Raw genomic sequence first — 21,657 nt, forward strand, 5'->3', positions numbered from 1 at the left:
ATGACTAAACAACGATTTACAAAACTATATAAATTCTTATTCGAAGATTCCACATTTAACAAACTATCAATAAAAGCTAAATTGCTTTATGCATTAATAACCGAACGTCAAAACTTATCTAAGTTAAGTGCCAAACAACATGGTATTCAATCACAATTTATTGATGCTAACGGACGTTTATTCTCAATTTATACTAATAAAGAACTTATGAATAAAATTAATATATCTGAACCTACTGTCATTAACCTAAAAAAGCAACTCATTGCATTTGGTTTATTAGAAGAAATACGTCTTGGAAAAAATAAACCGAATCGCTTATATCCTAAAAAACCTTATGATGAATATTTCTATGTTCATGATGTTGATGAATTTTATCGGTTACCACATTCATTATTTTCTAATCCTAAATATAAGAATCTTAAAGCTGAGACAATTGTCGCTTACGCTGTTTACCTAAGCCGTTATGAATATAGTGTATACAAAAATCATTTTTCGGATAAAAGTGGTGAAATATATTGCCATTTTTCTAATGAGAAAATGGCTGAATTCTTAGGTGTTAGCACACGAAAAGTAGAGCGTATTAAAAAAGAACTTGTAGTTTCTGGTTTGATGATTAACAAACGTGCAACATTTGGAAAAGCAAATAATTTATATATTAAACTCCCTAAACCTTTTCATATAAAGGAACTAAAAAATTGTCGGGTTCGGAACTTAAAAATTGTCGGTACTGGAACTAAAAAATTGTCGGATTCGGAACTTAAAAATTGTCGCACTAATAATACTGATATTAGTAATACTGATGTTAGTGACACTAATATTAGTGATACGAATGATTTGAATGATACATATGAAATAAATAAAAATACTAATTATCATTCGAATCATACAAATCATGAATACACTGAATTTAATAATGATGCTTTAAAATTTCAAGTACTTGAGGAACTACCACAACAAATTAAAGAATACTTAAATAAATTTGAAATTAGAGAAATTCGTATTATTAAAAGTGTCTTACTCAAAGGTAAAAAATCGTTTAATAGTAATCATGATACATTCTATCGTTTAGAAGATTTTGAGTTTGAAATTGTGAGCGTCTTAAAACGATTTAAAGCAATGTTAATACAAAAAAATGAAAGTGTAGATGCAATGCAAGGTTATCTTATGCAATCAATTAAAGCTGAATTAGAAGAAGCACATGCATTGAACATGCGTCGTCAAAATATAAAACAACATAATATTTTTAATCAATAATTGAATAATGTGACAATAATCAAGTCATGACTTATAGAATGATGGAGGTTTTAATATGTTAACACCATTCATTGCTGGGGCAGTTCCTATATTAGTCCTAATAGCTATCGCAAAAATAGGTCAGATTATAAAACAAAGTAAGAAACATTAGTAAAAGTTTAAATTTGGATTACGCTTTTTATCCAACCCGTGCCAAGTGCTTAAATTTTATGAATTGTTTTATAATGAAAAACTAAAGTGAAGGTTCTGTTGCAAAGTTAAAATTATATGCACATCTATACAAAACTATAAAAGCAAATATTGTTTTAACAGTAAAGAGTTTTGTTAGTATTAATTATTTTTCGTTTTTCAGTATAAATATTACATGTTTTTTAACTTTGCAACAGAACCATTAGTTTGGTATTCTTACTATAAAACAGGAAAAAATACCTCATTCCAGAACACGGTGTTTGGTTAGAACCTAGTATAGTCGCACCATATTCATACGTTAACAAAGACGATGTTAAACACAACGGATTTAAATTTGTAGATAATAAATGGTAATTGTTTAAAGACTAAATCTATTGAGGTTTAGTCTTTAAATCTTTAGAACAGCCATTTTTATTTTCTTCTTCTCCTTTTACTTTCTTTTCTTTATAGTCATAATAGTAATATTTAAAAGAACCATTTTCCTTATCTCTGTACTCTATTAAATAGTTTCTATCACCTGGCAAATTACCAAAACTTTTTTTAATTTAACTTCTTCTTTCGGTTTTTTTTCAACATTAACCAAATATGAATAAACTTTACTCTCTGTATATTCAAACTTTATAAAAAAACAATAAACCTAATATCAATGGAACTATTAAAATAAATATAATTATTAACTTTCTAATATTCATCTAATCCCTCCCAAATATACACATAATAAATATAGTTATAATCAATGTAGAGAATACATTTTTAAGATAATAAATCTCTGCTAAAAATATATAATCAGAAAATTTTAATACTAAAAAGACAATTATAAAAATTAAAACACTTAAAATTAATTCTTTTATCATAATTAAACCTCTTTTTTATTAATTAATCATATAACCAAACAACACGCCCAAAGCAACTATAATCATTATAAATTTTTATAACAAAAATCTTAAAACTTAATTGCATTATTCCAATTCCTCTATTTGTCGACAATGCTGCGCTCCTTAATAATCCTAAAGCTGTCCATCGGTCGATTTAATAGCTGACGCTATCCTCCCGCTGGCGCTTTTAGTCTAATTAAGGGCTCTCATCGACAAATAGATTTTCTCGGCATAAATGCGTATTCTACTTGATGAAAGTAATTTAAACTTATTATTTCACTTGAACTTTTTATTTCTTTTAGATTTTTTATAATATAATTTATTTAAAAACGTGCTATCTGCTGTATACGAAGCTGCATCTCCTCCGAAACAACTAATAATAAAGGAAATAATGGTAACTATAACTTTTCTTAAAATTTTCATTTTTAAACCCCTTTTATTTTAATTACTAAAAATCATTGTATTACTCTATTTCTTGTTTTTATTCTTCTTCAATACAAAAGTGAGTGGCGTCATAAATATTGAAAAAATCAATGCAGAAATTAAATTGGTATATAAATCAAGTTCAGTTGGAAACATTAATTGCATTACTAAATCAAATAATGATTTCAAAACAACAAACGAAATCAAATAATATAAGAAATATAAAACAACTTTCAAAATTAAGCCTCCTTTTCCAAAAAACTTTAGCACATTCCTTTTTAATCATGGAACCGTACTCTAATCCATTCATACACACCAATAAATAACCCTATAGCGAATACATAAGGTAAACCATATGCAATATACCAAACAAATGTCATAAAGCCCTCAGACGCTTTAATTTTGCTTGCTATGGCTTTTTGTAATATATCTACATGCAAGAAACTCATAAAATCACTGCCTATGGTCATAATTAAAGCAAACAGCATAAAGACTAATAGCATTGATCCAATCCCTGTAAATAATTGTTTTTGTCTCTTCTGATAATGCTCATGTGATGCTCTCACTTCACGTAACATTTCTTTGTTTTCATCTTGAACTTGACGAATCTCTTGTCGTAGTTCTGCTTGAATCTCTTCTGTATTGACTTTTTTTAAATTATCTTGAAGTAATCTTACGAAATCATTATGTGTTTTTATGCTATTATCTCGAAAGTCCTTCGTCGTCTCTTTCAATTTTAATGTTATGGCTTCTTGTTCTTTCTCTCTCGTTTTCTGACTCTCTTGTATCTCTTCCAAATAATTTACGATTAGCTTGTTTTGTCTTTTGAGCTCGTTCAATTCTTTGTTGTTTAAGTTGCTCTGTGTGTCGCTCAATGGCGTCCCAGTCGACCTTGATTCTGTCTGCATAGTCGGGTTCTCTTTGTTGTTCTTGATGTCTTTCATGCTCATCATCAACCGCCCCTTTTTCATAATCTGAACCTAGCGTTCGTCCACGCACCCATTTATTTGCATTTTCAGGCTTGTATGAGATTGTTTCGCCACGAAGCTTAACTTTTACTCCTTTTGCTTCTAAATGCTCTGAAAACGTCTCTAAATTGCTTGTATGTGTTTTGGCATTTTCAATCAATTCACGTAATTCATCTTTCCAAGAGTACTCTTCTCTATCAAAGACAATCCCTTTTTCTGCCTGAGTGTAGCGAATTTGTGCCTGCCTGTTTGGAATGGATAGATGATGAGAAACACATATATCATCATTTGTTTTTTTAACGAATTCACGTTGTCTTTTATTACTCTGATATTTCCGACCTGTTTCAAGGTCAATTGAATTAATGACAATATGATTGTGTACATGGTCTGTATCTGCATGTGTGTAAACGGCAACTTGATGATTCGGTGCTATCTTTTCTGCAAGTTCTAAGCCGAGTTGATTACATTGTTCTGGCGTGACTTCACCAGGTTTAAAAGACTGAATAATCGTATGCGCTTGAATCCCATTTTCTTTAACATACAAGGCTCTTGTTTGTTTAAAAGCCGATTTTGCATAATCTACATCACAATTCAATCCACTTTTTTCTACTGCTCGTTTCTCTGCGTAATTGATTGCTCGACTTGCCGATTTGGTATTACCTAATTTAGTTGTTGCCATCGGTATCACTTCGTTTTTCTTTTATCTCTTTAACTAGGTAACCAATATTAATAATTCCTATAATTAACATAACTACTGCAGTTTCATATGAACTGATATAAAAATTCCAAATTGAAAAGCCAAAAGAAAGTAACAGTACAATTAGACTTGCTGTTATTTCTAAATTTTTCTCCATATGTCATTCAACCTTTCTCTCACTGCATTTATATTATGTTCTAAACCTTCATAATTTGGTGCTTCATGTTGGTGTTGGTTGCAATATTTCGCAATCTGATTGGCATTTGCGCCCAACATACTCAAATCTTTCGCTACCGATTGTCGCGTTGATTGATCCAATTTGGGTGCGACCAATCGAGCGCCTTGTGCCTTTTTCTTAACGAAAGCAGGCACAGTCATATTCAAAGTTTCGGCAGATGACCTTAACTTTTCATATTCGGATTCGCTCACTCTGAAACTAATTTGTTTTGGCTCTTTGCGGTTGGGTTTTCGGCTTTCCCCAACATGCAAATCGTTAGCCAAATTATTATCATGCTCACTCATTCAATCCCACCACGTTTCTTCGAAATATATTACTTTCTATATTTGTAAATTATAGGATAATCAACAAAATTTAAAGTAATAATGTGGTTTGGCAATCGTTGTATATTCTAGCCACTTCGTTCTGAATATATCGGCTTGATGGGATTATACCCCATACCCTTTATGTTTTTGTTAACGCAAAAAATGAGTGGCAAAATACTAGCCACTCATAGTTCAAACCCCAATTCAAAATCAAAAGCCTAGCAACCAAAAATGTGGTTGCCGATATCTATAAATTTTAAAACTAAATTAAAAATAAAATAATAAATATCAAACCTAAAATTCCAAGTACCCAACCACTTACTTTCTTTTTCAAAATTCCCGGAATAGAAGATATTGTAAATGCTAAAAGTGCAAATAACGTAGGTAGATCACTATTATTTGGAATTATAATCATAAGTAAAATAGCAATAATCAATAAAATACCAACTAAAATATTAATTAAATTAGTTAAAAGACTATACTCTTCTTTTTTCAAAAAATCATCTCCATTTTCCAATTTAGTATTATTCATATTTATAAAATTTAATTCACTTCCAAAATCTAAATTCACGCTGCCAAAAGTTAATCTGTTTTTGCAATTGTTTTTCATTGGCTTTTAAAGTTGATTTCATCAAATACGTTAAATCAATCGGAGAAATTTCTTTTATCATATTTTTATATTTAACCTTTGTCGGTCTTGTTAATTGACCCCATTTACTTTCAGCATTAATCAATAAATATATCATAGCTTGTTCTTTAATATTTTCTAATGTAGACCAAGAAGGTTTTAAAATATGTAAATCATTAAAACAATCATTCCAGTAATCAACCATATCTCTTTTTAATTCAATTTCTACACGCCATAAATGTTCAAACATAACTTCAACATCGGCGTTATCTTTACGTTCTTGTTTTTTATTATAAATTCTAATAAATCTATCACTGTCACGAACACCAAAATATTTGGTTTCTGGTTTACCATTACGACCATAAAAAATAGTTTTCTTAACTGCTTTATCAGTCATTGTATAGTAATCACTCAAATCATCTTCAAAATCAAAAGCTAAATCTAATCTTGTAAAACCGTCATCTTCCATGTAGTCGATAATGTTTTGTTTTAACCAAAGCATTTCTTCATGTGTAAGTTTATTGGGATTAAATTCAACACGCATATTACGTCTATCCCAACTATCTGCTTTTACCTTGTCGTATTCGATATAAACTTTTTCTTGAAGTGCCTTAGCTTTAAATTTTGTTTAGAGTATATCTCAAAGTCGTATTTGTGGCTCAGTACTCATAAATTCTGATAATTCTTCTGCGTTGCTTGTATTAAAATTTTCAACAATCGTCATAGCGTCAAAAGTCAATTTAGGCTCAGCGATGTAAAATTCGTTTACGTCTAACCGGCTATTAGAGTAGATGGTTGGTGGGAAATATTCCCAAGCACTTTATGATTTTTTCTGACGAAAAAATAGTGGCTAATTATTAGCCACTATAAAAACATTATGTATACACATAAAATAATTCAAAAGATGTGACAATTCCAAGTTCAATTATAATTAATAATCTCTATTAATTTGCACCAGGAGCACAAGATATAAAGTAACCACCAGCAAAGACGAGTCTAGCCTGTTTAGCTTTCTTTCTCATATTTGCACTATATTTTTTATTTTTAATAATTTTATTAGTGGCTCTTATAAATGGAGCGTCACATGCACAAGCGCCCCAGCCATGTTTTGCATAGCAACTATCATGTTTTTTACAGGCACTATCTAAAGCATCGATAGGTTTACCACCGATATCTCCTTTACCACAATAATGACCGTACCACATTTTTTTCTTTTTCTTTTTATAAGTTGAGAATCCGTCAGGCTTTAATTCTGATTTGGCTTTACTATATTCAATTATATTATCTTGTTGATTTTTATTTAAATTATCGTCATTCATTTTATTTTTATCTGCGATAAAATTACCTTCACTATCTTGTTTTAAGTAAGAATCATTAAATTGAGCTTCTTTTTTATCTTTTGCAAGTTGTTGCTTTTCTTCTGGTGTGAATTCTTGATTTTCACTTCCATTTGAGTTTTCTTGAGCGTGAACAGGTATACTAAAAACAATGCCTAATAAAAAAACACTAATTAGTACAAATGAAAAACATTTCTTCATAAAAATCCTCCTTAAAATAATGATAATAATAATATAGGGAATATAATCGCTATATTTAAAAAGTTTATAAAAACACTCACTAAAAATATTTCTTTCTTTTTAAAAAAATATATAATGAGCGAGATTATCAATATACCAATACTAGATAAGAGAAAGTATTCACAAATATTTAACCCTATTTGTTGTAAATTATGTAAGTTTAAAAGGATTAGTAATAATAAAATGATATAGTTTAGTGTATTAAGTCCATATATTAGTATTTTCATTATTTCTCACCTATTTTTTTAACTCATTATTGAGTTTCTTAAATAAATCATTCTTATCTAAAGGATCTTCTACCATTTTGCCATTTATTGTTACTGTTGGAGCCATTTCAATTTTTTCTTTTTTTGCTATTTTTTTATCTTTAATTGCATCTTTATAAGCTTTGCTATTTTTTTGCTTATAATTTTCTTTGATTTTTTCTTTCTCTTTTTTCTTTATTGAAAGTTGGTCAATAATATTGTCGACTTTTTTATAAGTAATCCATTTTCTTTCATTGTTTGGTTGTTCTTTGTAAATTTTATGGTGAAATTCTAAGTAATGTTTAGGTGCAATATTTTTAACAGCATGACTAGCTCTAGATCCTATTATTGAGTCCTTACCTAAAAATGATAAATTAACAAAGGAATAACTAACTTTTCCTTTGTCTATGTATTCTTTTTCTAATTTAGGCATTAATTTAGTATCAAAATCCTTACAATAAGGACATTTATAATCTCCATACTCAACAACAGTTACTTTTTTATTATGATGATTATTGCTACACGAAATTAATAAAGGTAATAATAATATGATTAATAAATATTTTTTCATAAATTTCGAACCTTCTTTTATGTGAACTATATTTTTATTCTATTGTTTTTTTACAGAAATATCAATTTTATAAAATGATTTATTTATTAAAGTTATGCTGATTTTGTTTTTTGTATGTGTTAGTTTAAATCTTTAATTATATTATTCCTGATTAGAGCACACACAAAATATACAAAGTGAGCTACCCATAATAACGAATTATGTCAACTCAACACAAAGGGACAAACGCCGAAATGACGGCGTTTGTCCCGTTTATGTGAATTCATGGATTATTCATATTTTATACATGCCCTTAACTACGCGTTTTCATTAGCTTTCAAACGTTGTGGTTTTTTATATTTATGTAAGTTACACTTGTGTAACCTACACATAGCGTATACTTATTTAATAGTAAACAAGTAAACAAATATACAAGTAAACTATTAAACTTGTTTACTTGTGAGATGTATTTAGTTGTTGCATACATGATGCGCGCATATTGTATGCATGTATATTGTATGCCTGCATACAAGTTTCGAGACATTTTGTTATAATTGGGAAGCACTTCCGTGCACAAAGGAGGTGTTGTATATGCTAGTCGCGATTTCATTTGTTGCAAGTTTTATCGTATCAGTTATAGCTGGTATAGTTGCGAACTATATTTCAGATAAACTGAATAGATAAAATTAAAACCCCCACAAAGCTTTGGCAGGCTGTGGGGGTTTTTGTATATGCTAGTTCGCAATTCATTTGTTACTTTAAGTATATCTTTCATACTATCTTTTGTAAATGAATTTAAAAAGATTAAATATTGTGACCAATGACCGTTTAATGTACCAGAATAAGTGGCTACATATTTATTACCATTTTTTTAATAGACTTTCTTTTAAGAGTTCCACTATAAGTGATATGCATAGTTTTATTTTTTTAACTCTTTTAGAATAGTGAATAGATTTAGGTAAATTGGATTTCTTTTTAGCTGATCTATGAGTTGTAAAAGTTTTCTTGGGAAGAGTTTTAGCATCTACAGTATGATGACTCAAAGTATTATTACTTTGATGCTCTATGTTAGCATAAATTCCTCCCAAATCTAACAAAAGTGCAGATGCAACTGTAATCTTAGTTAAATTTTTGACAATATGCATAAAGGAGCTCTGTTCTTAAAATACTACGTTTTCATAATAGCATAAATTCTAAAAAATATTTAAAAAATTTTAAAATTATTGTGATTTTTATTTAAAAATATCAGGTCTGAAATTGTATTTCATATTATTAAAAGGCCAAAATCTTAAAATAACTTTACCTACTATTTGTTTTTCAGATACTAATCCTACCTCGGAACTTCGACTATCAATACTATTGGTTCTATTGTCACCAAGAACTAAGTATTTATCTTTGGGTATAGTCATTTTATGTTTAGATCCTTTAATATCAGACACATTAAAGTTTTCTGTTAAATTATCACCAGAATCATTCATTTTTTTATTATAAGTAAGATAAGGTTCTTTGATATAATGTTTATTTATATATAACTTATCATTTTTATATTCAATTTGATCTCCAGGTTTACCAACCAATCGTTTTATAAAATTATTTTTTTTATTTTTATGAAATACAATTACGTCTCCAGAATCTAAATGATTTAATGACTTTGATATTTTACTTACAATTACTTTATCTTTATTATTAAATGTTGGATACATTGATAATCCCGACACGGTATAACTTTTAATTAAAAATGTATTTACTAAAAATAATAATAATACAGCTATTATTATAGCTATTAGCCATTCTTTTAATTCTTTTTTCATTACAAAATCTCCTTTTTTATTCGCTATTACATTTTATCTCAAGTTGACGTCGAAGCTCTTTAAGATCTTTTTCTAATTGTGGATCTTTCTCTTGTGTTATGTAACTTTTATTTTGTAGCTTTGACTTTCATGTAACCAGTATGTTTATACTGCTTCAATATTCTAAACATATTTTTGGGATATGTCGATTTAAAATGTGTCATTTTTCCTAATTCCAATTTTGTAAAGTTTATTTATAAAAACTATAAATAAGCCGATTATAATAAAAATAATGTACAGTTTAAATCCAGTTCCATTAAACTTTTTTAAAGATGTGAATTGAAAGACAAAAAATACTATAAGAGCAAGTATTAAAGCATAAAGTATTGTAAAAAACCATTGAAATATTTCATTATACAAAATTCGGTTCTGTTGCAAAGTTGAATTTATAGTATAATTTTAATAAAAAGGAGTCTTTTGTAAGAACTATTTCAGATATAAACAATTTAACAAGGATGTTATCACTGTAGCCGTTGGCTACTATCTAAGATATGCATTGAGTTATCGTGATATATCTGAAATATTAAGGGAACGTGGTGTAAACGTTCATCATTCAACGGTCTACCGTTGGGTTCAAGAATATGCCCGATTTTATATCAAATTGGGAAGAAAAAGCATAAAAAATCTTATTACAAATGGCGTATTGATGAGACGTACATCAAAATAAAAGGAAAATGGAACTATTTATATCGTGCCATTGATGCAGAGGGACATACATTAGATATTTGGTTGCGTAAGCAACGATATAATCATTCAGCATATGTATTTATCAAATGTCTCATTAAACAATTTGGTAAACCTCAAAAGGTAATTACAGATCAGGCACCTTCAACGAAGGTCGCAATGGCTAAAGTCATTGAAGCTTTTAAACTTAAACCTGACGATCATTGTACATCGAAATATCTAAATAATCTCATTGAGCAAGATCACCGTCATATTAAAGTAAGAAAGACAAGATATCAAAGTATCAATACGGCAAAGAATACTTTAAAAGGTATTGAATGTATTTACGCTCTATATAAAAAGAACCGCAGGTCTCTTCAGATCTACGGATTTTCATCATGCCACGAAATTAGGCATATGTCAGCCAGTTAAGGGAACAACGACATGATAAAATGGTAATTAGCTATATTTTTCTAACTTTGCAACAAAACCAAAAATAAGGATTATTAAAAAAGTGGCTAATAATTAGCCACTTTTTTAATTTGAGCCCGGAGCTTTTGGATGTTTCGTTTCTGCTGGTGAAGTTTCACAAGAATATTTTGTATGATGTTTACAAGAAGCTGCAGTTACAATTTGAGCTGCAGTTGTCCAAGGATTTGGCAAGCCTGGCTTTACTTGTGGAGTTTTACCCATAACGAATACCTCCTTTATATATGTTTGATTAGAGAATAACATATTCAACAGTATATGTCATATAATTCTGAATATCTTACTTTAATTGTTGTAGCTCAATCATATTTTTATATTTTGAATGTCTAGCTAATAACTCTTCATGAGTACCCATTCCTGTAATTTCACCATTATCGATAAAAATTATTTTATCAGCTTTTAGTACAGTGGAAAGACGATGCGCTACTATTATTGTTGTTCTATCGTTGCTAACATTTTTTATAGATTCTTGTATTTTGTGTTCACTTTCGCTATCTAAATTTGAAGTAGCTTCATCTAACAACAAAATCCCAGGTGTTTTAATAAAGTTTCTAGCTATATCTAACCTTTGTTTTTCACCGCCAGATAAATTAATTCCTTTTTCTCCAATAAGCGTATTATAATCATTAGGTAATTTCATTATAAAATCATGCGTTGACGCTAGCTTAGAATAATAAATGATATCTTCTATACATGGTGTCTCTTGTAGCGAATAAGTAATATTGCTTTTCACTGTTCTATTCAATACACCAGAGTTTTGCATAACATATCCTAAATTTTTTCTCCAATTAACTAAAGAATAGTCATAAATAGAATTAGTTCCATACTTAATTGAACCACTTTGAATTTCATATAGTCTTGAAATCAAATTAAGAATAGTTGTTTTACCAGAACCGGAAGGACCTACTATAGCAGTTATTTTATTTTTAGGTATAGTAAAGGATAAATTAGTAAAAACATGATTGTTTTCATCATAACTGAAAGATACGTTATTAAATGATAAATCTACTGAATTTAAAATATTAAGATTATTATTTTGTAAATTTTCTTTTTCTTCACTTAATATTTCAGAAAGTCTTTGACTTGCACCTATAGTTTTTTTATATCCTGTAAAGAGACTAGATATTTTTTCAATAGGGTCAGTTAATTGAGTCATATAAAAAATAAGAGCAATAAGCGTGCCAGGAGATATGGCTCCAGATGCCACTCTATATCCTCCAAAACCTAATACACCCCCCATTGAAACAAGCATAATTAACGTAGAAAGAGGTACTACAATTGAATTGATAACACCTTCTTTCACCCCCAAATAATATATATTTCGTAAATATGAATTAGTTTGACGAAACTCTTTATTAATTGAATTTGAAAGTTTAACTAATTTGATTTTAGATAAAACATGAGCTATTACACCACTAACCTTAGCAGTTTCAAGTTGTGTTTTATAAGAAAGTTTTTGCATTACGTTGCTTATTGGTATTATTAAAATGACATACATAGGTATTGAAATAAGAGCAATTAAAGCTGTTTCCCAATCTAGCATAAATAAAAAAAAGATTGATCCAAATAGTACAATTATTGATGGAAAAAAAGATGGTATAATTTCTGTAATGAAACTGTTTATTGATTTAGTGTCATCTATAATTCTACTTAATAGTTCACCATTACTATTTTTATCAAAAAAAGACGTTTTTAATCTTAAAATATGATTCCAAACTTTGTTAGTTAGAGAATAAATTATATTTTCGCCTAATCTAGTTAATAGATATATACTTAATCCGTTCAAGATGGAACTTAACAAAAAAATGAAAACAAATACTATAATATAGTATTTGTTTTTTATGACTTCTGAAAAATTATCAACTATATTTTGAGTGAATAAAGGAACTATAAGTTGAAATATACTGCCTATTATTGATAATAAAACAGAGAAAAAGAGTAACCACTTAGGAATTTCAATCTCATTAACTAAATGTAAAACTGGGTTTTTTTGTTTCATAGTATCCTCCAAAATACTTTTAATAAATTTCTAAGTTCTTAGTGTTTTTTAATATACCTTTTTCAGTAATGATATTTTTCTCATTTACAACATACATAAATGGAGTTTGTGAAATGAATAATTCTTCCCAATTAATATCTTTTATAATTTTAAAATTGAATGGACCTTTCGTATTAAAGTAGTTATCTACAGCAACTTCATCGTCTATAAAAATTACATAGACATTATTTAAGTGATCATTTAAGCTCAGCAACTCATCTATAATTTTAGCACAGTGGGGGCACTGAGTACTTAAACAAAAAATGTAATTTTTACTTTCTGTTAAATTAAAATTTTTGTATGGGAAAGATAAGGATATAGGGATTCCTTGCAAATCCAATATTTTTCTATTTATATCATTATAGAAAAATATGATGCTTATAATTAAAACAAACAGTAACAAAGCTATTATGTATACCATGAATTTCATCGTCCCTTTCTATTGATTATTGTTTTTATATAGAAATAAAAACATAAAAAAACAGAGTTTATAATTATATAATATACATTTATGGTGATATCAAATTTAAAAGAGCAAGATATAATTAATACACTAAGCATATTCATTGACACTTTGGTCCAGTTTATATTACTTGTTAATCTTTTACCAAAACAATCACATTCTTGGCCCTTTTTTCCTATAAATATTAAAACCGTTACAAATAAACTAAAAAAAGTATACATTAATAAGAGTATTGTCATACTCCACATAGAAATTTTCAGTGAAAGAAATATAGTTAGTGGAACAAAAACTTCTATAAATATTAGTAAAAATGAACAAAATTTAATTAGTTTTAAATTCACCTTATGATTTAATAATTCATATGTGTTTAGAGAAAAATGTGAAAAAGAATAAATTTTTAAAATTCCTGATACCAATGTTTGAATCAAAATGTAAGTTATAGCAATACTAAATAGAATATCCATATATTCCACTCCTAAAAGTATATAATATAAAGGATAAAACATTTGGCATAATTTTTGAAGTTATAATAAGAAAAAGGTATTATAGTAAAATATGTTAAAATAAGGTATAACCATATTTAGGAGGTGCTTTAATGTTTGAAAAGATGTTTAAAATTAGTAGTCTGCTATTTTTAATAAACATGATTTTTGTAGCAATAAAAGATATAGTATTAGGTGGTGAAACTACAAGAGCCGGTAATAATTTATTAGTTATTATAACTATTATTTTCACTATTTCAATGCTTATAACGAGCTTTTATTATATTAAAAATAGAAAAAGTGATTCTTCAAAGAATTATAAAGGCTTATACTATACTGTTCTTATTTTTATGCCAATAGTATGGATATTAGTTGGTTATTACGTGTTTTCACCATTGCCAGAGTTGCTTTCTCACACAAACACGTAAAAGTATATGTTGAGTTAAATTGTTATAAAAGAAACTAATAGCTCTCAAAAAACTTCTTTTTGAACAAATTCCCCCCATCGCAATTGTTATTTGAATTTTAAATACATTTATTTAAAATGGTTCTATTGAAAAGTTAGAAAAATATAGCTAATTACCATTTTATCATGTCGTTGTTCCCTTAACTGGCTAACATATTCCTAATTTCGTGGCATGACGAAAATCCGTAGATCTGAAGAGACCTGCGGTTCTTTTTATATAGAGCGTAAATACATTCAATACCTTTTAAAGTATTCTTTGCCGTATTGATACTTTGATATCTTGTCTTTCTTACTTTAATATGACGGTGATCTTGCTCAATGAGATTATTTAGATATTTCGATGTACAATGACCGTCAGGTTTAAGTTTAAAAACTTTAATGACTTTAGCCATTGCGACCTTCGTTGAAGGTGCCTGATCTGTAATTACCTTTTGAGGTTTACCAAATTGTTTAATGAGACATTTGATAAATACATATGCTGAATGATTATATCGTTGCTTACGCAACCAAATATCTAATGTATGTCCCTCTGCATCAATGGCACGATATAAATAGTTCCATTTTCCTTTTATTTTGATGTACGTCTCATCAATACGCCATTTGTAATAAGATTTTTTATGCTTTTTCTTCCCAATTTGATATAAAATCGGGCATATTCTTGAACCCAACGTTAGACCGTTGAATGATGAACGTTTACACCACGTTCCCTTAATATTTCAGATATATCACGATAACTCAATGCATATCTTAGATAGTAGCCAACGGCTACAGTGATAACATTCTTGTTAAATTGTTTATATCTGAAATAGTTCATACAAAAGACTCCTTTTTATTAAACTTATACTATAAATTCAACTTTGCAACAGAACCGTATCAAGACAAGAAGAAACTCGTTTTCAACTCATTTCAAAAAAACAAAAAAGAAAGGTGTAAATATGAAAAAGTTAGAAGATAAATCACAGATTACACTAATAATACAGTCACTAATTACTATCATCTTATTTTTTATCTGTGAAATGCTATTTTTTACGTACCTAACTAAACCTATATTTTACATAATAAGCATAATTTGTTTGTTCCTAACTCTTGGATTATGTACTTTTTTTAAGTTTAATTTATTTTCTTTCAAAAGTTTAAAGAAAAAAGAATTAGCTATAATCATAATTAGTTTTCTAATTCTGGAAATATCAACATCTTTAATAACTAGCTTTGCTTCTATACCTGCTAACGAAGATGGATTAAACGAGGCAGTTAATCATTCAAAATTATTCATAACAATAATTACATTAGGAATTTTTATACCGATAATAGAAGAATGTATTTTCAGAGGAATTTTAATTAAAGTTATGTTTCAAAAAAAACAATGGTTAGGTGTAATAGTATCTATAATTTTATTTACGCTTTCTCATGGTCCAACAAATGCAACAGATTACATAATTTATGGTATCCCAGCAATCATTTATTCAATAAATTACTATAAAACTCAAAGACTAGAGATACCAATCATAATCCACATATTAAATAATTTATTAGCAACTTTATATTAATATCGCTTTATTCCAACCAAAAATTTTCTCGGCATAAATGTATGGTCTACTTTTTGTCTTTCGAAGGTTTCCAAAACAAAACCACAGCTATAAAAAATAAGAAGTAAATAATAAACCAAAAATCTAAATGACTTTGATTTATTTGTTGATGTATAAAAAAAAGCATCAAAATAGATAATAATAGTTGGACAACAATACGAGATGACATCTAAAAACACTCCTTTTTTTTAATGATTCTCTTCTTTATTTTTATCTTTTATTTTAGCAAATAAATTTGTTGTCTCTTCTTCAAAAACTGTTGCTAAAGAAACTAAGATATTTAACAAGCATACAAAAATTCCAAAAAATATAGAGTTCCTTTTCAACAAACTTTATCACAAGTCCTATTAAAATTTTAAATACCTTATTTGTTATTTAAAGATATTTTTAGAACATTTAGGCGTATTTTATGTATATTTAATTCAAAATCATTTAAAGGATCTGAGAACACAAATATGAGCTAAGTAAAAAAACAAGTCTAAACTTTTTTGATGAACCAGAGACAAATTTTTGAGACGCTTATCAGTTACATGTAAATTAAAATTTGGCATAAAATCATTTAAAAACCAACTTTGTTTTTTAGTTTTTTCGGAGACATTTTTCTTTTAAAACACCAAAATTTTGATTTGAACCCAAATCATGAGTTAAGAGCATAAGGGAAATTTGCCACCTTTTACAAAGGTAGGTCTGGCGAAGCCAGACATTTCAAAGGTTTCAGAGTTTTTCTTTTGGTGCCTAAATTTTGTGTTTGTACCCAAAAAGTACCCCTATAAATTGTGTTTGTACCCAAAATGTTCCCCTACATATTGTATCTGTACCCATTTTGTACCCATACTTTTTTTACGACTTTTCAATAACAAATGCTAGATTTTTTAGCTAAAGTTCCCTATTTTTTAAGAGATAATTTTGTTTTCGAAATGCCCAATTGCTGTAATTGAATGTGTTTTTTTATCATTTTTTGAATTAAATTACCATATTCAGTGTTATCTAAATTTAAAAGTTTATGTTTTTATTTAAGTAATTACACCGAAACTTAGTATACATTTTCGATATAAAATTCATTCTAAGTCATTAATAAGTTCTGCATTTTTTCAGGAGTTCTTGTTAAATAATCGAACGAAATAATGGAATATTTTGATTAATTCTTTCATAATTTCTTTTGTTGAAAATCCTGCTGCTTTCATTTCAACTGCTTTATACTTTGTTTCTACTGAATAAGAAACTCTTTTCATAGAAAAAACACCTCCGTATGATTCATTTTAATATGAATTCAACGAAAGTGTTTTTATATAATTCCCACTAATTGGGGTCAGTCTACTACATTGTATTCTGGACTTTTATATAGAAGCATGTCATACATAAACAAATTTGCTGTAAACATTTCGAATATTGAAGCTAAGATTCGAAAATGTATGTTCGTAAAACCAGTTTGAATTAAAAAATATGAGAATGAAATTATTAAAAATAATAAGATTTCATAAATTAAAAGAATCATGATTTTTCTGGTTCTGTTGCAAAGTTAGAAAAATATAGCTAATTACCATTTTATCATGTCGTTGTTCCCTTAACTGGCTAACATATGCCTAATTTCGTGGCATGGCGAAAATCCGTAGATCTGAAGAGACCTGCGGTTCTTTTTATATAGAGCGTAAATACATTCAATACCTTTTAAAGTATTCTTTGCCGTATTGATACTTTGATATCTTGTCTTTCTTACTTTAATATGACGGTGATCTTGCTCAATGAGATTATTCAGATATTTCGATGTACAATGACAGTCAGGTTTAAGTTTAAAAGCTTTAATGACTTTAGCCATTGCGACCTTCGTTGAAGGTGCCTGATCTGTAATTACCTTTTGAGGTTTACCAAATTGTTTAATGAGACGTTTGATAAATACATATGCTGAATGATTATCTCGTTGCTTACGCAACCAAATATCTAATGTATGTCCCTCTGCATCAATGGCACGATATAAATAGTTCCATTTTCCTTTTATTTTGATGTACGTCTCATCAATACGCCATTTGTAATAAGATTTTTTATGCTTTTTCTTCCCAATTTGATATAAAATCGGGCATATTCTTGAACCCAACGGTAGACCGTTGAATGATGAACGTTTACACCACGTTCCCTTAATATTTCAGATATATCACGATAACTCAATGCATATCTTAGATAGTAGCCAACGGCTACAGTGATAACATCCTTGTTAAATTGTTTATATCTGAAATAGTTCTTACAAAAGACTCCTTTTTGTTAAAATTATATTATAAATTCAACTTTGCAACAGAACCTCGGAGACAATTTAGAAGTCGATATACAGGATGGCGTTGTAACATTTACCAAAAAGGAAAAGTCTATAAAAGATGAGATTCAAGATTTTTATAGAAATGATGGTCGTTATGAAGAAGAAGAAATAGACTTTGGACAATCAAAAGGAAAAGAAATATAGTACAACAATTTGATATTGATACTACTAATTTAGATTATAACCGAAGGAAAGAAAAACAAAGAAGGATTTAAAATGAATGGGAAATAATTACGAATGTTGCTCATTTCTATTTCAATTTATGATAGTAGAACTGCTGCTAATAATTATTAAGGAGACTAAGTAATTTTAGTCTCCTTTTTTGATATATTAAAGTACAAAAAGTTGGATGTAAATTGCATTAAGTATCTCAATTTAGATGCTACTATATACATTAATTAATCATATGTGGTGTCATATTATTCTTATAAATTGTCGTTACACACATCAAATATATATCGAATAGTTACTTTTAATATTCCATTATTCGTATTTTATACTCTGAATTTAAATTACTAAAGATGAACATAAGGGAGGTGAATAATGATATCTTTTATGCTATCAATTGATATTTTTTAATACAAAAACGAAAGGAAGGAAATATGTTAAAAAATATAATTAGTGTAGTTGTAGCAATACCTACTTTGTTTTCGGTTTTTAAAGTCGTAAATGAATATTTTAAAAAAAATCCCAAAAGTAATATAAAACTCTATTTTAGAAGTTTAATTATTAGTTTATTATGTTCGTTATTCGTAATTGTTTTAATGATGTTTTTATATTCAAAGATATATTATGGTGATTATAAATCACAAGAATTTAAAGGAATTTATAGTTTAATAGAAGTAAGTGCACTTTTGATATTACTTTTTGTATTCAGTTTATTCTTTGTAAAAGATTATATGAAGACAAATTATAGTTTTCTTATGGCAGCAGACTTTAAAAAGAGTATTAAACAGAACAATATGTTTAGTAAATATTCAAATGATATATTAAAAGATATATCGAGCTGTATCGTAGATAATGATTTCAAAGTAAGTGGACGATTAGAAAAACTAAAGAAAAGTCAAAACAGTATTTATAAAAAAAGAAACGTAACTAAAGTTTATGAACTGATATCCTTTATTAGTTGGTTTGCTTTACCACTTTTAATGTCACAAGTGTATGTTGGAATATTCACGGCATATAAAGGCATTGAATTGTTTATAATGCTTTTAATTACATTAATCGCATTTGTATTAGCGAACTCTTTGGCAGTTTACTTTGATTTAAAATTACAAAGAGGTGATGTATCTGCAACAGATAAGATGATTAAAACGCATATTGAACAATATGAGAAATTACTTAATAAAGAAAAGAAAGAAGACGCTGAGAGAAAGAATTCTGAGCATTGAGAAACAATATTATAACTTAACTATAAATAAAGATACTCATAAGTTTTATGAGTACCTCTATTTTTGTCTATTATTAGTGGCTATTTATATAACCATTTAGTAGATAATAAAATATAAAAGAAATTTTTAAAATGAATGAAAAATGATTATGAATGTTGCTAACTATTATTTCAAAGACGTAGATGTTGTTGATGTTTTTGACAGTGAAGTTTTATCAGAATCAAATAAAACTGCATTAATTATTGAGCATAAAAATGTTGTTTATATTAATAAAGAAATAAAAGATGTTTCAATTTTCGATATTAGAAATGCTGCTAATAAATATAAGAAGGCTAATTAATTTAGCTTTCTTTTTTTTGAAATTAAGTAAAATAGCCTGATCTAACTTTATAAATAAATCTAGAACGTTTAATATTTTGAGTTCAATTAAAGTGAATTTATTTTAAAAAATAGCATATTCTCCTGATGTTCTTAACTGAGATTTGATATAAACCCAAAAATTCAAGCAATTTAAGAATTTAAAATTAAACATTGAGTAGTGTATATTTTTATATAACTAAGTAAAGTTTGTTCTAATTATCTTCTTGGAAATCAAAGTAAGGGAATTTAAACTTTTAATAAGTTTTGTATAAAGTATTTGCAAAACGATGTGAAATATATAAATTTAAGTGGTTATAAAAGCATTGAAAATGAGGGGGAATTATATGAAGTTAAATGTCCAAGATTTGTTGGTATTACATGAAAATGTGAACAGAAAAATAGGGAATGAAAGGTTTAATAACTTTTATTTATCTAAAAATAATGTAGATATTTTATCTTCATTGAACAAAATAATTGAAGAACAAATTTTAATAAAAAATAGTTCTCTTGAAGTAACATTACATAAACTAACTAAAAAAGATTTAAAAACAATTTTAAAAAATGGGGGGTTAACTGTAGGAGGAACCAAAAGGGATCTGATTGAACGCATCCTTAATAATATTGAACGAATTGATGATGAATATCTCGAAGTAACGCCAGTATATACTCCAACAGCTAAGGGTGAGAAATTACTAGAAGAAACTAAATATGTTGTTCATTTTGAATGGGGATATAATAATATTAGTCTTCCCCAAGCGCATGAAATAGCTACAAATCATATAGGTGATACTAATTTGGACAAAGTCGTAGAAATTTATAAATTTGAAATTAATCGAATCTATAAATCTACGCCAATAGATAATAAGCTGATAAATCTCTATAGAGATTTATCGGAATATTTCAAAAGATACAAGAATGATAATGATAGCGCAAGAATGTATTATAATTTAGCGTATTATCTTCAAATAAAAATTACTTTAGAGGATATGAGGAGGCCCGTGTCATCAGCTTATGATGCATACGGTAAATTTTCAGAAGAACATCTTAAGAGAAGTTTAGAACCTACTCATTTTAGAGAAACAGTATATGAACAACTAATATTCATTGAAAGGCTATCAAAAAAGAAGATATATGATTTATTCATTCAAGACGTAAGTAACTATTATGATTTAGATGAAGAAATATTTAAGTATGTCATAAATTATTTAATAGCTTATATAAAAAAAGAAGATGATCAAGAAGCTTTGTCAAAAGTTATTGATTTAATAAAATCAGAGAACCTTATTCCTAAAAAAGAAAGAGATACATTTAAATATGACTTTGATGAAGATTATTATATAGAAGAAAATGCTAATAGAAATAGACAAACTATAAAGACTAATATTAATAAACTAATTAAAGAAGATGTAAATATTGAAGTAGAAATAGATATAGATACAGGAGAAATTGTTTGGTATATAGAGGAAGACGAGCTTAAAAAACTATAAACAATGTATAATTTGAAATATAATTCAACTTTTCGGAAATCCATATGCTTGTACATTTACAGATGGTATAATAATGGAGTCGCCTATCTCTCAGGCGTCAATTTGACGTAGGGAGGAGGTGTTAT

Annotated in this window: 25 protein-coding genes and 3 pseudogenes; 8 read left to right on the top strand and 20 right to left on the bottom strand. The window is 27.8% G+C overall.

The genetic code is table 11. The features are described from left to right. Positions 1 to 1,254 (top strand): replication initiator protein A (locus NST35_RS11910; RefSeq protein ID WP_340747317.1); only part of this gene is annotated, 1,254 nt, incomplete at its 5' end. A gap of 560 nt (positions 1,255 to 1,814) precedes the next feature. Here the strand turns inward: NST35_RS11910 and NST35_RS11915 are convergent. From NST35_RS11915 to NST35_RS11975, 13 genes and pseudogenes are all read right to left on the bottom strand, one after another. Further along, positions 1,815 to 1,967 (bottom strand): hypothetical protein, encoded by a 153-nt coding sequence (locus NST35_RS11915; protein ID WP_002485176.1) that lies wholly within the window; start codon positions 1,965 to 1,967, stop codon positions 1,815 to 1,817. 819 nt (positions 1,968 to 2,786) lie between these two features. After that, entirely contained in the window at positions 2,787 to 2,978 is a 192-nt protein-coding gene (locus NST35_RS11920; RefSeq protein ID WP_002485175.1) for a hypothetical protein, read from the bottom strand. Positions 2,979 to 3,019: 41 nt separating this feature from the next. Beyond that, complete coding sequence (locus tag NST35_RS11925; RefSeq protein WP_002485179.1) at positions 3,020 to 3,475, bottom strand: DUF334 domain-containing protein; 456 nt, start codon at positions 3,473 to 3,475, stop codon at positions 3,020 to 3,022. Continuing rightward, positions 3,444 to 4,388, bottom strand: a complete 945-nt coding sequence (locus NST35_RS11930) for a relaxase/mobilization nuclease domain-containing protein (protein WP_002447372.1) — start codon at positions 4,386 to 4,388, stop codon at positions 3,444 to 3,446. The genes NST35_RS11925 and NST35_RS11930 overlap by 32 nt, the downstream gene beginning before the upstream one ends. After that, a complete protein-coding gene (locus tag NST35_RS11935) occupies positions 4,375 to 4,563 on the bottom strand; it encodes a hypothetical protein (protein ID WP_002447373.1) in 189 nt (62 codons plus the stop codon). The genes NST35_RS11930 and NST35_RS11935 overlap by 14 nt, the downstream gene beginning before the upstream one ends. Next, the gene (locus NST35_RS11940; protein WP_002447374.1) at positions 4,548 to 4,928 is read right to left on the bottom strand and encodes a plasmid mobilization protein; all 381 of its coding nucleotides are present in this window, start codon (positions 4,926 to 4,928) and stop codon (positions 4,548 to 4,550) included. The genes NST35_RS11935 and NST35_RS11940 overlap by 16 nt, the downstream gene beginning before the upstream one ends. Before the next feature lie 283 nt (positions 4,929 to 5,211). Beyond that, positions 5,212 to 5,466 carry a hypothetical protein gene (locus NST35_RS11945; protein ID WP_225983019.1) on the bottom strand — a complete coding sequence of 85 codons (255 nt, stop codon included), beginning with the start codon at positions 5,464 to 5,466 and terminating at the stop codon, positions 5,212 to 5,214. Between the two features lie 31 nt (positions 5,467 to 5,497). Next, positions 5,498 to 6,370 (bottom strand): annotated as a pseudogene (locus tag NST35_RS11950) (replication initiation factor domain-containing protein). A 151-nt stretch (positions 6,371 to 6,521) separates the two neighbouring features. Further along, complete coding sequence (locus NST35_RS11955) at positions 6,522 to 7,115, bottom strand: phospholipase A2 family protein (protein ID WP_002447377.1); 594 nt, start codon at positions 7,113 to 7,115, stop codon at positions 6,522 to 6,524. Positions 7,116 to 7,391: 276 nt separating this feature from the next. Further along, a complete protein-coding gene (locus NST35_RS11960) occupies positions 7,392 to 7,970 on the bottom strand; it encodes a DsbA family protein (RefSeq protein WP_002485180.1) in 579 nt (192 codons plus the stop codon). Positions 7,971 to 8,809: 839 nt separating this feature from the next. Then, positions 8,810 to 9,094, bottom strand: coding sequence for a hypothetical protein (locus tag NST35_RS11965; RefSeq protein WP_002447378.1), 285 nt, complete (start codon positions 9,092 to 9,094; stop codon positions 8,810 to 8,812). 87 nt (positions 9,095 to 9,181) lie between these two features. Beyond that, positions 9,182 to 9,760, bottom strand: coding sequence for a signal peptidase I (gene lepB, locus NST35_RS11970; protein WP_002447379.1), 579 nt, complete (start codon positions 9,758 to 9,760; stop codon positions 9,182 to 9,184). Between the two features lie 119 nt (positions 9,761 to 9,879). Further along, positions 9,880 to 9,990 (bottom strand): annotated as a pseudogene (locus NST35_RS11975) (RepB family plasmid replication initiator protein); the annotation flags it as partial. A 269-nt stretch (positions 9,991 to 10,259) separates the two neighbouring features. Between NST35_RS11975 and NST35_RS11980 the strand changes: the two are divergent. Then, positions 10,260 to 10,894, top strand: a protein-coding gene (locus tag NST35_RS11980; RefSeq protein ID WP_225973834.1) for an IS6 family transposase whose coding sequence is annotated in 2 segments (ribosomal slippage) — positions 10,260 to 10,386 and positions 10,386 to 10,894 — 636 coding nt in all. Because the reading frame shifts where the segments join, the coding sequence is not laid out codon by codon here. Between the two features lie 105 nt (positions 10,895 to 10,999). On the opposite strand, the gene NST35_RS11985 is transcribed toward NST35_RS11980, so the two are convergent. The 4 genes from NST35_RS11985 to NST35_RS12000 form a co-directional block, all read right to left on the bottom strand. Continuing rightward, positions 11,000 to 11,155 carry a hypothetical protein gene (locus NST35_RS11985; RefSeq protein WP_002485021.1) on the bottom strand — a complete coding sequence of 52 codons (156 nt, stop codon included), beginning with the start codon at positions 11,153 to 11,155 and terminating at the stop codon, positions 11,000 to 11,002. A 76-nt stretch (positions 11,156 to 11,231) separates the two neighbouring features. Next, positions 11,232 to 12,950, bottom strand: a complete 1,719-nt coding sequence (locus NST35_RS11990) for an ABC transporter ATP-binding protein (RefSeq protein ID WP_002447382.1) — start codon at positions 12,948 to 12,950, stop codon at positions 11,232 to 11,234. A gap of 19 nt (positions 12,951 to 12,969) precedes the next feature. After that, positions 12,970 to 13,410: a hypothetical protein gene (locus NST35_RS11995; RefSeq protein WP_002485022.1), complete on the bottom strand. Its 441-nt coding sequence runs from the start codon at positions 13,408 to 13,410 to the stop codon at positions 12,970 to 12,972. A gap of 5 nt (positions 13,411 to 13,415) precedes the next feature. After that, positions 13,416 to 13,958, bottom strand: coding sequence for a MauE/DoxX family redox-associated membrane protein (locus tag NST35_RS12000; protein WP_324186101.1), 543 nt, complete (start codon positions 13,956 to 13,958; stop codon positions 13,416 to 13,418). A gap of 89 nt (positions 13,959 to 14,047) precedes the next feature. Here NST35_RS12000 and NST35_RS12005 point away from each other — a divergent pair, with 89 nt between their 5' ends. Then, on the top strand, positions 14,048 to 14,362 hold the full coding sequence (locus NST35_RS12005; RefSeq protein WP_002447385.1) for a hypothetical protein: 315 nt from the start codon (positions 14,048 to 14,050) through the stop codon (positions 14,360 to 14,362). Between the two features lie 178 nt (positions 14,363 to 14,540). Here NST35_RS12005 and NST35_RS12010 read toward each other — a convergent pair. Further along, a pseudogene (locus NST35_RS12010) lies at positions 14,541 to 15,214 on the bottom strand (IS6 family transposase). A 121-nt stretch (positions 15,215 to 15,335) separates the two neighbouring features. Between NST35_RS12010 and NST35_RS12015 the strand changes: the two are divergent. Beyond that, complete coding sequence (locus tag NST35_RS12015; protein ID WP_002485439.1) at positions 15,336 to 15,947, top strand: CPBP family intramembrane glutamic endopeptidase; 612 nt, start codon at positions 15,336 to 15,338, stop codon at positions 15,945 to 15,947. A 1,130-nt stretch (positions 15,948 to 17,077) separates the two neighbouring features. Here the strand turns inward: NST35_RS12015 and NST35_RS12020 are convergent. Together NST35_RS12020 and NST35_RS12025 are read right to left on the bottom strand one after the other, a co-directional pair. Next, positions 17,078 to 17,218 carry a hypothetical protein gene (locus NST35_RS12020; protein ID WP_002447906.1) on the bottom strand — a complete coding sequence of 47 codons (141 nt, stop codon included), beginning with the start codon at positions 17,216 to 17,218 and terminating at the stop codon, positions 17,078 to 17,080. A 332-nt stretch (positions 17,219 to 17,550) separates the two neighbouring features. After that, positions 17,551 to 18,185 (bottom strand): IS6 family transposase gene (locus NST35_RS12025; RefSeq protein ID WP_325959088.1). Its coding sequence is split into 2 segments (ribosomal slippage): positions 17,551 to 18,059 and positions 18,059 to 18,185, totalling 636 coding nucleotides; the frame shifts between segments, so codons are not numbered across the junction. A gap of 82 nt (positions 18,186 to 18,267) precedes the next feature. On the opposite strand from NST35_RS12025, the gene NST35_RS12030 reads away from it, so the two are divergent. The 4 genes from NST35_RS12030 to NST35_RS12045 all read left to right on the top strand — a co-directional run bounded on the left by NST35_RS12030 (position 18,268) and on the right by NST35_RS12045 (position 21,532). Continuing rightward, positions 18,268 to 18,438 carry a hypothetical protein gene (locus NST35_RS12030; RefSeq protein WP_002485421.1) on the top strand — a complete coding sequence of 57 codons (171 nt, stop codon included), beginning with the start codon at positions 18,268 to 18,270 and terminating at the stop codon, positions 18,436 to 18,438. A 458-nt stretch (positions 18,439 to 18,896) separates the two neighbouring features. Further along, a complete protein-coding gene (locus NST35_RS12035) occupies positions 18,897 to 19,685 on the top strand; it encodes a hypothetical protein (RefSeq protein WP_002485423.1) in 789 nt (262 codons plus the stop codon). A 142-nt stretch (positions 19,686 to 19,827) separates the two neighbouring features. Then, positions 19,828 to 20,025: a hypothetical protein gene (locus NST35_RS12040; RefSeq protein ID WP_002447389.1), complete on the top strand. Its 198-nt coding sequence runs from the start codon at positions 19,828 to 19,830 to the stop codon at positions 20,023 to 20,025. A gap of 364 nt (positions 20,026 to 20,389) precedes the next feature. After that, complete coding sequence (locus NST35_RS12045; protein ID WP_002485419.1) at positions 20,390 to 21,532, top strand: SAP domain-containing protein; 1,143 nt, start codon at positions 20,390 to 20,392, stop codon at positions 21,530 to 21,532. The last annotated feature ends 125 nt before the right edge of the window (positions 21,533 to 21,657 follow it).

This window comes from Staphylococcus sp. FSL W8-0304 (assembly GCF_038006565.1).
Classification (GTDB): domain Bacteria; phylum Bacillota; class Bacilli; order Staphylococcales; family Staphylococcaceae; genus Staphylococcus; species Staphylococcus epidermidis.